Source organism: Rhodoblastus sp. (assembly GCF_041915505.1).
In the GTDB taxonomy this organism is placed as follows: domain Bacteria; phylum Pseudomonadota; class Alphaproteobacteria; order Rhizobiales; family Beijerinckiaceae; genus Rhodoblastus.
The window spans coordinates 1-14,106 of sequence record NZ_JAYSBG010000059.1 but is presented as its reverse complement, the minus strand read 5'-3'; the positions used below and the strand labels follow the sequence as shown (position 1 = coordinate 14,106).

15 protein-coding genes are annotated in these 14,106 nt (G+C 64.6%); 9 read left to right on the top strand and 6 right to left on the bottom strand.

Going from position 1 to position 14,106, the window contains the following annotated elements:
• The first annotated feature begins 175 nt into the window (after positions 1–175).
• The 8 genes from rpsM to ACE3S9_RS06060 all read left to right on the top strand — a co-directional run bounded on the left by rpsM (position 176) and on the right by ACE3S9_RS06060 (position 8,784).
• Positions 176–544: a 30S ribosomal protein S13 gene (rpsM, locus tag ACE3S9_RS06095; protein ID WP_374545551.1), complete on the top strand. Its 369-nt coding sequence runs from the start codon at positions 176–178 to the stop codon at positions 542–544.
• Between the two features lie 106 nt (positions 545–650).
• Positions 651–1,040, top strand: a complete 390-nt coding sequence (rpsK, locus tag ACE3S9_RS06090; protein ID WP_374545550.1) for a 30S ribosomal protein S11 — start codon at positions 651–653, stop codon at positions 1,038–1,040.
• A gap of 114 nt (positions 1,041–1,154) precedes the next feature.
• Positions 1,155–2,171 (top strand): DNA-directed RNA polymerase subunit alpha, encoded by a 1,017-nt coding sequence (locus ACE3S9_RS06085; RefSeq protein ID WP_374545549.1) that lies wholly within the window; start codon positions 1,155–1,157, stop codon positions 2,169–2,171.
• A gap of 189 nt (positions 2,172–2,360) precedes the next feature.
• Positions 2,361–2,771 (top strand): 50S ribosomal protein L17, encoded by a 411-nt coding sequence (gene rplQ, locus ACE3S9_RS06080; RefSeq protein ID WP_374545548.1) that lies wholly within the window; start codon positions 2,361–2,363, stop codon positions 2,769–2,771.
• A gap of 207 nt (positions 2,772–2,978) precedes the next feature.
• Positions 2,979–5,198: a Hint domain-containing protein gene (locus tag ACE3S9_RS06075; RefSeq protein ID WP_374545547.1), complete on the top strand. Its 2,220-nt coding sequence runs from the start codon at positions 2,979–2,981 to the stop codon at positions 5,196–5,198.
• An 87-nt stretch (positions 5,199–5,285) separates the two neighbouring features.
• Positions 5,286–6,683 carry a Do family serine endopeptidase gene (locus ACE3S9_RS06070; protein WP_374545546.1) on the top strand — a complete coding sequence of 466 codons (1,398 nt, stop codon included), beginning with the start codon at positions 5,286–5,288 and terminating at the stop codon, positions 6,681–6,683.
• Between the two features lie 122 nt (positions 6,684–6,805).
• Entirely contained in the window at positions 6,806–8,467 is a 1,662-nt protein-coding gene (locus tag ACE3S9_RS06065) for a Na/Pi cotransporter family protein (protein ID WP_374545545.1), read from the top strand.
• 38 nt (positions 8,468–8,505) lie between these two features.
• Positions 8,506–8,784: a hypothetical protein gene (locus ACE3S9_RS06060; protein WP_374545544.1), complete on the top strand. Its 279-nt coding sequence runs from the start codon at positions 8,506–8,508 to the stop codon at positions 8,782–8,784.
• A gap of 189 nt (positions 8,785–8,973) precedes the next feature.
• On the opposite strand, the gene ACE3S9_RS06055 is transcribed toward ACE3S9_RS06060, so the two are convergent.
• From ACE3S9_RS06055 to ACE3S9_RS06040, 4 genes are all read right to left on the bottom strand, one after another.
• Positions 8,974–9,804, bottom strand: coding sequence for a DUF3658 domain-containing protein (locus tag ACE3S9_RS06055; RefSeq protein ID WP_374545543.1), 831 nt, complete (start codon positions 9,802–9,804; stop codon positions 8,974–8,976).
• A gap of 132 nt (positions 9,805–9,936) precedes the next feature.
• Positions 9,937–10,542 (bottom strand): flavin reductase family protein, encoded by a 606-nt coding sequence (locus ACE3S9_RS06050; protein ID WP_374545542.1) that lies wholly within the window; start codon positions 10,540–10,542, stop codon positions 9,937–9,939.
• Positions 10,542–11,264 (bottom strand): DNA-3-methyladenine glycosylase I, encoded by a 723-nt coding sequence (locus ACE3S9_RS06045; protein ID WP_374545541.1) that lies wholly within the window; start codon positions 11,262–11,264, stop codon positions 10,542–10,544. Before ACE3S9_RS06045 ends, ACE3S9_RS06050 begins: the two co-directional genes overlap by 1 nt.
• A gap of 3 nt (positions 11,265–11,267) precedes the next feature.
• Positions 11,268–11,984 (bottom strand): glutathione S-transferase N-terminal domain-containing protein, encoded by a 717-nt coding sequence (locus ACE3S9_RS06040; protein WP_374545540.1) that lies wholly within the window; start codon positions 11,982–11,984, stop codon positions 11,268–11,270.
• Positions 11,985–12,056: 72 nt separating this feature from the next.
• Between ACE3S9_RS06040 and ACE3S9_RS06035 the strand changes: the two genes are divergently transcribed.
• Positions 12,057–13,166 carry an anhydro-N-acetylmuramic acid kinase gene (locus tag ACE3S9_RS06035; protein ID WP_374545539.1) on the top strand — a complete coding sequence of 370 codons (1,110 nt, stop codon included), beginning with the start codon at positions 12,057–12,059 and terminating at the stop codon, positions 13,164–13,166.
• A gap of 20 nt (positions 13,167–13,186) precedes the next feature.
• On the opposite strand, the gene ACE3S9_RS06030 is transcribed toward ACE3S9_RS06035, so the two are convergent.
• Positions 13,187–13,546: a hypothetical protein gene (locus ACE3S9_RS06030; protein WP_374545538.1), complete on the bottom strand. Its 360-nt coding sequence runs from the start codon at positions 13,544–13,546 to the stop codon at positions 13,187–13,189.
• Between the two features lie 83 nt (positions 13,547–13,629).
• A partial coding sequence (locus ACE3S9_RS06025) for a PfkB family carbohydrate kinase (protein WP_374545537.1) occupies positions 13,630–14,106 on the bottom strand: 477 nt, incomplete at its 5' end.

The window sequence follows — 14,106 nt, the reverse complement described above, 5'->3', positions numbered from 1 at the left end:
TTGACGCAACGGTGTCGCCGTTATAAAGCAACCGTTCATTCCGCGCTCCGGCTTGAAAAAGCTGGAGCGCTGTTTTTCTGCATCTCCCGCATGGGCCGGCCTCCACCGGACGCGGGCATAACCGGGCCCAAGGCCCCAGCATAACCGGGCCAAAGGCCCCACATGGAGTGAGAGAATGGCTCGTATAGCCGGCGTCAATATTCCGACCAACAAGCGCGTCGTCATCGCGTTGCAGTACATCCATGGCATCGGCGCGAAAAAGGCCGAGGAGATCTGCGAGAAGGTCAACATTCCGGCCGAGCGCCGCGTCAATCAGCTGACCGACGCCGAAGTGCTGCAGATCCGTGAGACGATCGACCGCGACTATATCGTGGAAGGCGACCTGCGCCGCGAAGTCGCGATGAACATCAAGCGCCTGATGGACCTTGGCTGCTATCGCGGCCTGCGCCATCGTCGCCAGCTTCCAGTTCGCGGCCAGCGCACCCATACCAATGCCCGCACCCGCAAGGGCAAGGCGAAGCCGATCGCCGGCAAGAAGAAGTAATTTTTTCGTTCGCGGCTTTCTCCGCGAGATCAGCAGGGCGCTCCGTGGGAGCGCCCGACAACCCGAGCGCCTGGCATTACGGGCGCGCCAGAAGGATTGAAGACATATGGCCAAGGAAAATACCCGCGTTCGCCGCAGGGAGCGCAAGAACATCGCTTCGGGCGTCGCGCACGTCTATTCCTCGTTCAACAATACGATGATCACCATCGCCGACGCGCAGGGCAACACGATCTCGTGGTCGTCCGCCGGCACGATGGGCTTCAAGGGCTCGCGCAAGTCCACCCCTTACGCCGCGCAGATGGCCGCTGAAGACGCCGCTCGCAAGGCCGCCGAGCATGGCATGCGTACGGTCGAGGTCGAGGTTTCCGGTCCCGGCTCCGGTCGTGAATCGGCTTTGCGCGCCCTTCAGGCGGCGGGCTTCACCGTCACCTCGATCCGCGACGTGACCCCGATCCCGCATAACGGCTGCCGCCCGCGCAAGCGCCGTCGCGTCTGATTTTTCTTGAAATGTCGCGCGGTCTTCCGACGGGAAGCCGCGCGTCTCCGTAAAACGGCGTCACGGCCAGGGTCGACGGACCGATATGCCCGGCGCCGAAGGAAGAGGTAGAAAATGATTCAGAAGAATTGGCAGGAACTGATCAAGCCGAACAAGCTGCAGGTGAGCCCCGGCGAAGACCCCAAGCGTCTCGCGACCGTGGTGGCCGAGCCGCTGGAGCGCGGCTTCGGCCTGACGCTGGGCAACGCCTTGCGCCGCATCCTGCTGTCGTCGCTCCAGGGCGCCGCGATCACCTCCGTCCATATCGACGGCGTGCTGCATGAGTTCTCGTCGATCCCGGGCGTCCGCGAGGACGTGACCGACATCATCCTGAACATCAAGGATGTCGCCATCAAGATGCACGGCGACGGTCCGAAGCGCATGACCCTCAAGAAGGTCGGCCCGGGCGTGGTCTATGCCGGTGATATCGGCGTGACGGGCGACATCGCCGTGCTGAACCCGACGCTGCCGCTCTGCACCCTCGACGAGGGCGCGGAAATTCGCATGGAATTCACCGTCAATACCGGCAAGGGCTATGTCCCGGCGGACCGCAATCGCGCCGAGGACGCCCCGATCGGTCTGATCCCGGTCGATTCGATCTATTCGCCGGTCAAGAAGGTGTCGTACCGCATCGAGCCGACCCGCGAGGGCCAGGTGCTCGACTATGACAAGCTGACGCTGCAGGTCGAGACCAATGGTTCGCTGACGCCGGAAGACGCCGTGGCCTTCGCCGCGCGCATCCTTCAGGACCAGCTCAACGTCTTCGTCAATTTCGAAGAGCCCAAGCGCGAAGAGCACGCCCCGGCCATTCCGGAGCTCGCCTTCAACCCGGCTTTGCTCAAGAAAGTCGACGAGCTCGAGCTGTCTGTCCGCTCGGCCAACTGCCTCAAGAACGACAACATCGTCTATATCGGCGATCTCATTCAGAAGACCGAAGCCGAAATGCTGCGCACGCCGAATTTCGGCCGCAAGTCGCTGAACGAGATCAAGGAAGTGCTCGCCCAGATGGGTCTGCACCTCGGTATGGAAGTGACGGGCTGGCCGCCGGAAAATATCGACGAGCTCGCCAAGCGCTTCGAAGAGCATTATTGAGTTGCCGGCCCCAAAGGGGCCGGCGCCCCTCGCGTCAGCTCGGCGTCGCATTCGCTCCTAGCCAAGCCCTGTGGGCTTGGCGCCAGCTAACGACCCGAGACGCTGTTCGTGAGTAAACCGCCCAAAACGGGCAAAGCACCGAACGGCCGTACCTTGGCACGGCGGCCGTAAGCAAGATAGGAGAGCCACATGTATCACGGTCGTTCCAAGCGGCGTTTCAACCGCACGGCCGAGCATCGCAAGGCGATGTTCGCCAATATGTCGCAGGCGCTCATCAAGCATGAGCAGATCACCACCACTTTGCCTAAGGCCAAGGACCTGCGTCCGGTCGTCGAGAAGCTGGTGACGCTCGGCAAGCGCGGCGACCTCCACGCCCGCCGTCAGGCCATCGCGCAGATCAAGGACGTCGATCTCGTCCGCAAGCTGTTCGACGTGCTCGCGCCGCGTTACAAGGAGCGCAACGGCGGCTATACCCGCGTGCTCAAGGCCGGCTTTCGCTACGGCGACAACGCCGCCATGGCGGTGATCGAATTCGTCGACCGTGACGTCAGCGCCAAGGGCGCCGGCTCGGCTCCGGTCGAGGCCGAAGCGGCCGAATAATCGGGCGCATCGTCCAGTTTACAAGGCGGCCTTCGGGCCGCCTTTTTTATGTTGGGTCCCGTGGCGCCACCGGGGCGTCTTGCATGGCGAAAGCTTTGAAACGGCGCTTTTTTCGGCGGCACGGCGGGCCGCCGGCGCCGAAAATGTCGCGCCAGCGTCATCTTGGCCATTTACCTCCCAAAGGTCGAACGCCAGGGACCCGCCGCCATGTCCAACATTTCCGGATCGTTCAATCTCAACACCGTCAAGACCTATACTGACCGCTATACGCTCAATGACGGGAACACCGGAATTATCGGCGTCGGCGCGATCCTGGCGCCGACCGGCTCCTCCAATCCGGCCGTCACGTTCAAATTCGCTTCGGCGAACACGTCGGAAAGCCTGACCAATTCAGGCACGATCGATTCGACCCTGGATCGCGCGCTTTACGGCTCCGGCCTGCTGTCCGGCGACAGCGTCGTCATCACCAATAATGCGACCGGCGTGATCCTCGGCGCCTTCGCGGCGACGGGCGCGTCGGGCGAGAACAACGACGCCTTCAAGATCAAATCGGATTTCGCCAACGGCTCGGTCACGCTCAACAATAGCGGCGTCCTCGTCGCTGGCTCCTATGCCGCCGGCGTGGTCGGTCTGGCCAGCGGCGCGGTGACCAGCGGCCAGGCCGTCGACCTGGACGATATCGCCAGCTCCCTCGTCACCATCAACAATTACGCCGGGGGCCTGATCGAATCCGCCGACAGCGACGCCATCCGGCCCGGCGCCGACGCCATCATCAACAATTACGGCTCGATCGTCGCCGGCCATCTCGGCAACAGCACCAGCGGCAATAATGGCGTCGCCTTTCAGGATCACACCACCGGTTCGGCAACGATCAACAATTACGCCGGGGGCTCGATCACCGGCGCGCATCACGGCATTACCGGCGCATTCTCGATCACGGTCGTGAACGCCGGGACCATCACCGGCCAGCTCGGCTCGGGCATCAATATGGACACGACGTCGGGCACGACCGTCGTGACCAATACCGGTACGATCACCGGCAATGCAGGCGGAACGACCGACGGCGACGGCATCGACGTCGATTACATGCTCAATCTCGACAATTCGGGCACGGTCAGCGCCACCGGAAGCTCGACGGGCGGTCTGTCGGAAGCGGTCACCATCGGCGGCGGCGTCATCACAAACGAGGCGACCGGCAAGATCGTCAGCAACCAGCGCGCCATTACCGTCGACGACAGCAATGGCGGCAACGCCTTCGCCGCGACGACCATCACCAATTACGGCCTGATCGAGGGCGACGACGGCGAAGCCATCAAGATCACCGATCTTTACGCCGACACCCTGACCAATGCCGGGACGATCCTCGGCAGCGTCGACCTCGGCGGCGGCGACGACGTCTTCAATCTCTGGACCGGCTCGTCCATCACCGGGACGATCGAGGGCGGCGCCGGCAACGACACCGTCAATCTCGAAGGCTCCGGCGCCGGCGCGGTCGGCAATCTGGCGGATATCGAGACGGTCAATCTCGTCGGCGGGACATGGACGCTGGCGAGCGAGACCGAAACCACGGTCCATTTCGGCGCCGGGGCGCAGAACCTGATCCTGGCCGCGAGCGTGATTTCCGACGGCTCGTTCGCCTCGACAGTCACCGGCTTCGGGACGGACGATACATTCGATCTCGCCGGCGTGGGGACCGCAATCGCAGCGACGCTGGGCGCCAACAACCTGCTGACGGTTTCCGGCGGCGCGGAGACGGTTACGATCCAACTCGACCCGTCCGCCAATTATTCAGGCTCGACTTTCGCGGTCGCCTCCGACGGCAATGGCGGATCAATCGTTACCAATGTCATCTGCTTCTATCGGGGAACGCGCATCGCCGTGCCGGGCGGCGAGGCGGCGGTCGAAACGCTGAAGGCGGGCGATCTGGTGCTGACGGCGGACGGCCGCGCGGCGCCCGTGCGCTGGATGGGGCGGCAAACGGTTTCGACCCGCTTCGCCTGTCCGCTCCGCGTGCTGCCGATCCGGATTCGCGCCGGCGCGCTGGGCGCGGACCTGCCCGCGCGCGATCTTCTGGTTTCGCCGGATCATGCCTTGCTGATCGGCGATGTGCTGGTTCACGCCGGAGCGCTCGTCAATGGCGCGAGCATTTTCCGCGAGTCGGATGTGCCGGAGAGCTTCACCTATTGGCATATCGAACTGGCCGACCATGCTTTGGTTCGCGCCGAAGGCGTCGCGGCGGAGACCTTCATCGACAATGTCGACCGCATGGCTTTCGACAATTGGGACGAGCACGCCGCCGCCCATGAGCCGCCGCCCATGCGCGAAATGCCTTATCCGCGCGCGAAATCGGCGCGGCAGGTTCCGCCCTCTGTCCGGCGGATGCTGACGGCGCGGGCGTCGGCGCTTGTGGGACCGCGCGCGGCCTGAAGGCCGGGCGAAGCGCGCCCTAGCCGCCTTCGCCCTTTTTCCTCCACCATGCGAATCCTATATTGCCCGGGATTGAAGAGGATTCGCATGTTTCGTCCCGTCATCGTCGCTGTGCTCGCTCTCCTTGTGGGCGCTCCCGCCGTCGCGCAGGAGACGCGCGTCGTTCCGCAATCGGCCGCCGAGGCCAAGCTAAGCTTCGCGCCGGTGGTGAAAAAGGCCGCGCCGGCGGTGGTCAATGTCTATGCGCAACGGGTGGAAAAAGCCCCGCGCAATCCTCTGTTCGATGATCCGATCTTCCGGCGCTTTTTCGGCGAGGGCCAGCGTCCGGGCGGCGCCACCGCGCGCTCGCTCGGCTCCGGCGTGATCGTCGACCCGTCCGGCATTGTCGTGACCAACAACCACGTCATCGAAAACATGACGGATGTGAAGGTCGCGCTGGCTGACCGGCGCGAATTGCCGGCGGAAATCCTGCTGCGCGATCCGCGCAGCGATCTCGCCATCCTGCGCATCAAGGGCGATGGCGGGACGTTCCCGGTGCTCGAAATGGCCGATTCCGATACGATTGAGGTGGGCGATCTGGCGCTGGCCATCGGCGATCCCTTCGGCGTCGGCCAGACGGTAACGCAGGGCATCGTCTCGGCGGTGGCGCGCACGGAAATCGGCATTTCCGATTATGGCTTCTTCATCCAGACTGACGCCGCGATCAACCCGGGCAATTCCGGCGGCGCGCTGGTCGATATCGACGGCCGGCTGATCGGCATCAATTCGGCGATCTTCTCGCAATCCGGCGGTTCAGTCGGCATCGGCTTCGCCATTCCGGTCAATATGGTGAAAAGCGTGGTCGCGACCGCCAAGGCGGGCGGCAAGGAAGTGCACCGGCCCTGGCTTGGCGCGAACCTGCAGAACCTGTCGCGCGATCTTGCCGATTCACTCGGGCTCGACCGGCCGACCGGCGCGCTGGTCGCCGAAGTCGATCCGAACGGCCCGGCGGCGCAGGGCGGGCTCAAGCGCGGCGACGTCATTGTCGCGGTGGACGGCAAGGAAGTGACGGATTCGGGCAGCGTCGGCTATCGGCTCGGCGCCAAGCCCATCGGCGGCGTCGCCTCGCTGTCGGTGCGGCGCGACGGCAAGCAGGCGGTCGTGCCGCTGAAGCTGACCGCCGCGCCGGAGCGGCCTCCGCGCGATCTCGTCAAGATCGCGGGATCGTCGCCCTTCACGGGCGCGAGCGTGGTCAATATTTCGCCGGCCACGATCGAGGAATTTTCCATCGCCAACGGCCGCGAGGGCGTCGCCGTGATCGAGGTCGAGGACAATACCGCCGCCGCGATGGTGGGCTTCCAGAAGGGCGATATCGTGCTGAGCCTCAATGGCGAAAAGGTCCAGACCACCCGCGACCTCGAACGCCTCGCCGGCCAGCGACCCTATGTCTGGAAGCTGCAGATCAATCGGGGCGGGCAGGTCATCACCAGCGTGATCGGCGGCTAAACGCCGGCCAATAAAGAGAAAGATTATCCAACGCCAAAGGCTTGCCATCGCGCGCCTTCTGCCCCAATTCTGAACGTTCGAACGAATTCTCCGAGAGTCTGGGCGCGAACGCGGAGGCGGCCATGACGTTTCCTCTGAATCTGCTGAGCCTGTGCGGCGGCGTGGCGCTGCTGCTTTGGGGCTCGCACATGGTCCAGACGGGGGTTCAGCGCGCCTTCGGGCCGCGCTTGCGCGCCTTCCTCGCTTCCGCGCTGCGCGGGAGGCTGCGGGCCTTTTTCGCCGGGCTCGGCGTGACGGCGCTGCTGCAGAGCAGCACCGCGACCGGGCTGATGGCGACGGGATTTGCGGCGTCCGGCATGGTCGATCTCACGCCAGCGCTGGCGGTCATGCTCGGGGCCAATGTCGGCACGACTTTGGTCGCGCAATTCATGTCCTTCAATGTGGCGGCCTTCGCGCCGACCTTCATTCTGCTCGGCGTCATCCTGTTCCGGCGCAACGGTAGCGCCACGACGCGCGACATCGGCCGGGCCTTCATCGGCCTCGGCCTGATGTTCCTCGCGCTCAATCAATTGCTGGACGTCATGGTGGTCTATGAGGACGCGCCCAGCCTGCGAATGTTCCTCGGCGCCATCGCCACCCGGCCGCTGATCGACGTGCTGGTCGCGGCGGTTCTCACCTGGGCGGCCCATTCCAGCGTCGCGGTCGTGCTTTTCATCATGTCGCTCGCCGCGCGTGACGCCGTGCCGCCCGACGCCGCCTTCGCTCTGGTGCTCGGCGCCAATATCGGCGCCGCGATCAATCCGGTGCTGGAAGGCCCCGCCGGCAACGATCCGGTCGCGAAGCGTCTGCCGGTCGGCAATCTGCTGACGCGCCTCGTTGGCGCCGCCATTGCGCTGGCGCTGCTCGATCCGATCGGGCGCTTCATGGTCTCGGCTTTCCCGGATAATGGCCGCGCGGTCGCCAATTTCCACACCTTGTTCAATGTCGTGGTGGCGGCGGCCTTTTTCCCGTTTCTGCCCGCCTTCGCCGCTTTGCTCGGTAAGATTCTGCCCCGCCGCGAAGACCCTGCCGATCCGGCCGCGCCGGCCTATCTCGACGAGAGCGCCCGGGAGACGCCGATGGTGGCGCTGGGCGGCGCCGCGCGCGAGGCGCTGCGGCTGTCCGATCTTGCGCGCGACATGATCGCCGGCGCGCGCAAGGCGCTGGAGGAATCGGACCGCCGTCTCGCGCTCGAAACCAAGCGGCAGGACGATCTGGTCGACCGGCTGGCCCAGTCGATCAAGGCCTATCTCGGCGCGCTCGACGCGGAGGCGCTCAGCGGCGAGGATCAGCAGCGCTTCGGCGAGATCGCGGTGTTCGTCTCGGAGATCGAACAGGCGGCGGACACGCTCGCGCGCGGATTCCTGACCGCGCTCGCCAAGCAGCTCAAGAACGCCACGCCGCTCGACCTGCCGGCTCGGAACGAACTTCATGATCTGATCGAGCGGCTGGAGAAGAACCTGCGGATCGCCGGCTCGCTGTTCATGACCGGCGATCCGCGCGTGGCGCGTCTTTTGGCGGATGAGAAAGTCGCGTTCCGCGACGCCGAGGCCAAGGCGGCGCTCGATCATCTCGGCGTGATTGGCGCCGGCTCCGCCGCCGAGGCGCAGACGAGCGCCTTCCAGCTCGAACTGATCCGCGACCTGAAGCAGATCAACAGCCATATTGTCGCCGCTTCGGCCTATCCGCTGCTGGAGCGCGCGGGCGAATTGCTGCCGAGCCGGACCGTGGCCGGGACGGGCTGAGCCGGCGGAATTCTTCGACCCGGCTGTTGGGGGGCTTCATGCGCGGCGCGTTCCGGAAGGTCCTGACCTTTCACTGGCTCGTCACCTTCCTGCTGATGGGCGTGTTTTCGCTGCTCGGCGCGGCGGCTTCGGTCAATATTTTTGTCATGCTGGCGGCCAATGTCCGGTTTCTCTCGGAACACGGCGTCATGGCGGTAATGGAAGGCGCGCTGACCCAGCTCGGCCAGCTTTTGCTGTCCGGCGTGTTCGCGCTCGCCATGTATCTCGGCTTCAAGGCCTGCGAGCGCGTGCTGGTGGAAAAGCTGCTGTCGAATTGATCGAGACCGCAGCCGAGGCCCCGTGCCTGGCGTATTCGCGCATCTGGCCTGTTTCGGTGCGAGGCGGAAATACGGCGGTCAAAATTGATGGCGCGAACTTCGCAAACGCGGGCCGCGCCGCCCTCAATATTTAAACATCGTCGTAATTTTCCGGCTCGACAGGTGCCAGGATGGGAGCAATGGAGTCGCTCATGTTGGTGATTCCGGCAAGCGTACTTGCGTGCCGCGCAACGTGAGGCCATCGCCGCTGATTTCCAGCGCGCCGGCCGTGCTTAAGGCGCGAACGCGTCCCCATAGCAGCATGTCGCTCACGCGATGGCCCGGCGGATCGAAGTATAACGCCGCCATTGTTTCCCCGATGATGCGGGCGGCCATTTGCCAGTCGTTTCGCGCAAACGACAGAATCGTATTATCGAAATAATCGAGGGGAGCCGACGCAAGCCGATCTCCATCGACGATCCGCAAGGACGCATTCTCGGCTTTCAACCGCGTCCATTGCTCGCGATAAGCCTCGATCGCTTTCGAAGGCAAAGTCGTCTGGCGATCGAGCAAGCGGGACGCCACAATGGTCTCCGGCGCTACCGCGCCCAGTCCAATCGGACGAAACTTCGGCGGTCGACCGAAGCGATCGGAGAATTCGGCGTTGGTTGCGTCGATGACGCGGAAGGGCGCATCGCCACGCCGCCAGATGAATTCGAGAAACGCAGCATATTCGCCGGCATCGCGCCGACACATCCAGACCAGCGGAAACATGTTGGGCGACATGGCCTGTTCCCAGAATGAATCGGCCATTCGCGCATTCGCCGCGTAGTCGTAGTCATGCGTTTCACGGACCAGCCATTCCCGCACCCATGGCTGTCGTAACGCCGCGCTCGGTGGATTGATCGGGCCGAAGCTGAGATCGTCGGGAAGGCCGATCACCGGTTCATGGCGATCGATCTGCTTGAGAACTTCCTCAATGCTGGCCGCAGCGCACTGCCCAAAGACGACATGGATCAGCGGCGCTTGGTTCAGGCTCATGGCGTGTCTTCCGTCGTCGCTGCGAGATCGTTTTTCCGAAAATAAACTTGTATTGTTTCAAATCGCATTTGTCTGAGATCGAACTTGCGAAGAAACCCGCCGTTTTGAGCCCTTGTTTGCCAGCCGGATTTCTTAGATCGGCCGGTTCATCTCGAACAGGACGTCGATCGTCGCGTAATCGCCCGTATAACCGCAGCGCAGCAGCGGCTGGGCGGCGGCGAGATCGAATCGCCCTTCGCGCAAAAAAGCCTCGTCGATATGGACGCCGACCACCTGCCCGATGGTCAGGATATTGCCCATCGGCGCGCCGGACAGGTCTTTCAGTCGGATGATCTCGGTGACCTTGCATTCCAGGCTGCACGGGCTCGCTTTTACGCGCGGCGCCTTCACTTTGACGCAGGGCGCGGTTTCGAGCCCGGCATAGTCGAATTCGCTCGTTCCGCGCGGCAGCGAGGCGGCCGTCGCATTCATGGCCTCGCGCAGCGCAAAGCTCGCCATGTTCCAGACGAATTCGCCGCTCTCCTCGGCGAAACTCGCGCTGTCCTTCATGCCTTCGCTGGAAAAGGCCAGCAGCGGCGGCTTGCCGCCGACGGCGTTGAAAAAGCTGTAGGGCGCCAGATTAACCGCGCCGGACAGGCTGCGGGTCGAAATCCAGCCGATCGGGCGGGGCGCGACCATGGCCTTGAACGGGTCGTGCGGCAGCAGGGCGCGGTCGCGCGCCTCGGGCAGGTAGAACATCAGTCCTCGGAATGCATGCGTTCGCGCAGGATTTGCGCGTCGTAATTGTCGCCGGCCGACATGGCGCAGACACGCGAGAGCTGGCCGCGGCTCAGGCCCGTCTCCTTGGCCCAGGCGTTGAAGGCGGCCTGCGCCGCCGCGAGATCGCGTTTTGACGTCGCCTTTTCGGAGAGCGGGACGCCGGCCTCGCGCAAAGCGGCGAGCACGTCGCGCGACAGGATGAACGTGTCCCAGCCGATGAAGCGCAGGAAATATTGGCCGGTCATGCCGCCGAGCCGCGCGCCGTAGCGGGACAGGAAATTCAGCAGGCCGATTTCGTCATCGGCCGGCCAATCCGCCAGCAGGCGGCCGAACGAGCCGCGCTCCTTGGCGATCCGGCTGACGAACAGCGCGTTTTCGCGGACGGCGGCGATTTTGGCGCCGTAGCGGACGATGCGTTCGTCGCTCGCCAGCTTCTCCCAGAATTCATCCGGCTCGAAGACCAGTCTCTGCGGCGAAAAGCCGAGAAAGGCGGCCTCGAAGCCGGGCCATTTCTGCTCGATCACCCGCCACACGAAGCCGGCGCAGAAGATGCGGCGGGTCATGCCGGCGAGGATGCGGTCGTCTGGAATCGTCGCCAAGGCCGCGTTGTCCGCCGCCTCGGGCAGCAGCGCGGCAAGGGCGGCCGCGCCACCCTTGCGCTTTTCCGCGCGGGCGCGCAGGGCGGCGAAGCCGGAGGCCATCGTTCAGGCCCGCGCCTTGGTGTTTTCGGCGGTCTGACCGAACAGGACCTTTTTGGCGGCCTCGTCCATCGGCGCAGGCGGGCGGATGCGGTCGCCGATCTCATAGGCGCGCTGGACGGCGGGACGCTCCCGGATCGCGTCGAACCAGCGGCGCAGGTCGGGGAAATCGTCGAGATTCTGGTCCTGCAGCTTCCAGGGCACGATCCAGGGATAGCTGGCCATGTCGGCGATGGAGAAGGCGCCGGCGATGAAGCCGCCTGAGTGGCGGGTCGTGGCGAGCTGGCGGTCGAGCACGCCATAGAGCCGGTTGGTCTCCTTCACATAGCGGTCGATGGCGTAAGGCAACTTTTCCGGCGCGTAATTGTTGAAATGGTGGTTTTGGCCGGCCATCGGGCCAAGGCCGCCCATTTGCCAGAACAGCCATTGCAGGACGGCATATTTTTCCCGCGTCGCGGCGGGCAGGAATTTGCCGGTTTTCTCCGCAAGATATTCGAGAATGGCGCCGGATTCGAAAATGGAGATCGGCGCGCCGCCGTCGGCGGGGGCATGATCGATGATCGCGGGCATACGGTTGTTCGGCGCGATTTTCAGGAAGTCCGGCTTGAACTGGTCTCCGGCGCCGATATTGATCGGGCGGATCTCATAGGGCAGGCCGGCTTCTTCCAGGAAAATCGTGATCTTGTGGCCATTGGGCGTAGGCCAGTAAAAAAGCTCGATCATGGTCGCGTTTCCGACTTTTTGCGGTTAGCCTGCGCGCCAACATAATGTCGGAAATTCCCCGCGGGGTTTGCAATGCCGAAAATCTTCCGCGCGATTGGCGCAATGACGGGCACCTCCATGGACGGCGTCGATCTCGCCTTTCTGGAGACCGACGGCCGCCAGACGCTCCGATTCGGTCCGACCGCCTCCTATCCTTTTTCGGACGAGGATCGCGCCTTGCTGCGCAGCGCGGTCGACGCCGCGAAATATCTGGCCCGGCGCGAGGATCGTCCCGGTCCGCTCGCGGCGGCCGAGGAGCTGATCACCCGCCGCCATGTCGATGTGATCCGCGATTTTCTCGCCCGCGAGCGCATTGACGCCGCCGCGGTCGATCTGGTCGGCTTCCACGGCCAGACCGTGCTGCATCGTCCCGACCGGGGGCTGACCGTCCAGATCGGCGATGGCGCGGCGCTTGCCCGCACCGTGGGCATTGACGTCGCCTATGATCTGCGCGCGGCCGATATGGCGGCCGGCGGGCAGGGTGCGCCGCTGGTGCCGGTGTTTCACCGCGCGCTGGCCGAAGCTTCGGGGGCGGTCCTGCCGCTGCTGTTCGTCAATATAGGCGGGGTCGCCAACATGACCTTCGTCTCGCCGGAGCGCGATCCGATCGCCTGCGACGCCGGCCCCGGCAACGCCTTGCTCGACGATCTGATGCTGGCGCGCACGGGGGCCGTCATGGATGCGGGCGGCGCCTGCGCCTTGTCCGGAACGGTCGACGAGGCGGCGCTGGCCTCGCTGATGTCTCATTCCTATTTCTCACAAAGTCTTCCGAAATCACTGGATCGCAATGCTTTTTCATCCGATCCGGTCTCTGCGCTGTCGAATGCGGACGCGGCGGCGACGCTGGTCGCCTTCACCGCCTGCGCCATCCTTGCTCATTTGCGCTTCCTGCCGGAGACGCCGCGCATGATCGTCCTGTGCGGCGGCGGCGCGCGCAATCCGGCGATCGTTCGGGCCTTGGCCGAACGCGCGCCCAGTCCGGTGCGGCGCGCCGAGGATTTCGGCTGGGATTCGCAGGCCATCGAGGCGCAGGCTTTCGCTTTTCTCGCCGTGCGCTCGGTCAAGGGGCTGCCGCTGACCTTTCCGACCACGACAGGCGTGCGCGAGCCGACCAGCGGCGGCGCGCTGGCTTGGGCAGGCTAGCCGACGAGAAGGCCGCCGGCTTAAAAGGCGATATCGTCCAAGGCCTTGAGGCAGGCCGCTTCCTTGTGGGCGGTCTCGGCCTTGCGCGCCGTATCCAGCGCCGTTTCAGCCCTCGCCATAGCGTCCTTATCCGCGGCCAGAACGGTGGCGGCGGTCGGTTGGCGGTGCATGGTGGCGAAAGTGCCCTCCTTCATGTCGGGCACGGGGGCGCCGCCGGCTTTGGCCTGGTCGACCAGGGCTTGCAGGCGGGCGATCTCGCTATGGCAGGTCCGCGTCGGCGCGGCGGCCGCGTCTTGCGCCAGGGCCGGGGCGGCCAGAGCGCAGCAGAAAACGGGAATCAAAGCGAGGCGGACAGGGGTCGAAGCGAAGACGCGGGACATTTTGCGCTCCTTTCCGGGAAAAGGCGAAAGGCGGCGCCAAATTGCCAAGTTTCCGAGGCGCTGGCAATCGGCGCTTTAGCCTCTCATTCATCCTGCTGGTAGAGACGCCGCATTTCGGCGATGTCGTCGAATGAGGGCAGGCCGGCCTCATTGCCGAGATGTTGAACCTTATAGGCCGATGCGGCGCGGGCGAAATCGAAATGTTCGGCCCAGCGCGCGGTGCGATTGCGCAGATAAGAGGCGAGATAGGCGCCGTGAAACACGTCGCCGGCGCCGGAAGTGTCGCGCACCTTATCCTCCGGCACGGCCAGCGCCGCCATGCGCGAGATCAATCCGTCCTCGTCGCTCCACAGCAGGCCGCGCTCGCCCTCGGTCACGGCAGCGATCTTCACGCCGCGCGCGGCGAGATAGCCGAGCGTCTCCAGCGCAGTCAGCTTGAGCTGCGCGCAAAAGGCCTCGGACACCACCGCGACGTCGATATTGTGCAGCACTTCTTCCGTATTGGTCCGCACGGCGCCGCCGTCGAGCGAGGTGAGCAGGCCCTTTTCCCGGAAAGCTTT

Excerpts from the sequence above, each read along its gene's own strand:
- ACE3S9_RS06040 (WP_374545540.1), bottom strand. The coding sequence starts at position 11,984 with ATGATCGAGCTTTTTTACTGGCCTACGCCCAATGGCCACAAGATCACG.
- ACE3S9_RS06030 (WP_374545538.1), bottom strand. The coding sequence starts at position 13,546 with ATGTCCCGCGTCTTCGCTTCGACCCCTGTCCGCCTCGCTTTGATTCCC.
- ACE3S9_RS06085 (WP_374545549.1), top strand. The coding sequence starts at position 1,155 with ATGATTCAGAAGAATTGGCAGGAACTGATCAAGCCGAACAAGCTGCAG.
- rplQ (WP_374545548.1), top strand. The coding sequence starts at position 2,361 with ATGTATCACGGTCGTTCCAAGCGGCGTTTCAACCGCACGGCCGAGCAT.
- ACE3S9_RS06035 (WP_374545539.1), top strand. The coding sequence starts at position 12,057 with ATGCCGAAAATCTTCCGCGCGATTGGCGCAATGACGGGCACCTCCATG.
- rpsM (WP_374545551.1), top strand. The coding sequence starts at position 176 with ATGGCTCGTATAGCCGGCGTCAATATTCCGACCAACAAGCGCGTCGTC.
- ACE3S9_RS06050 (WP_374545542.1), bottom strand. The coding sequence starts at position 10,542 with ATGTTCTACCTGCCCGAGGCGCGCGACCGCGCCCTGCTGCCGCACGAC.
- ACE3S9_RS06075 (WP_374545547.1), top strand. The coding sequence starts at position 2,979 with ATGTCCAACATTTCCGGATCGTTCAATCTCAACACCGTCAAGACCTAT.
- ACE3S9_RS06060 (WP_374545544.1), top strand. The coding sequence starts at position 8,506 with ATGCGCGGCGCGTTCCGGAAGGTCCTGACCTTTCACTGGCTCGTCACC.
- ACE3S9_RS06070 (WP_374545546.1), top strand. The coding sequence starts at position 5,286 with ATGTTTCGTCCCGTCATCGTCGCTGTGCTCGCTCTCCTTGTGGGCGCT.
- ACE3S9_RS06055 (WP_374545543.1), bottom strand. The coding sequence starts at position 9,804 with ATGAGCCTGAACCAAGCGCCGCTGATCCATGTCGTCTTTGGGCAGTGC.
- ACE3S9_RS06045 (WP_374545541.1), bottom strand. The coding sequence starts at position 11,264 with ATGGCCTCCGGCTTCGCCGCCCTGCGCGCCCGCGCGGAAAAGCGCAAG.
- rpsK (WP_374545550.1), top strand. The coding sequence starts at position 651 with ATGGCCAAGGAAAATACCCGCGTTCGCCGCAGGGAGCGCAAGAACATC.
- ACE3S9_RS06065 (WP_374545545.1), top strand. The coding sequence starts at position 6,806 with ATGACGTTTCCTCTGAATCTGCTGAGCCTGTGCGGCGGCGTGGCGCTG.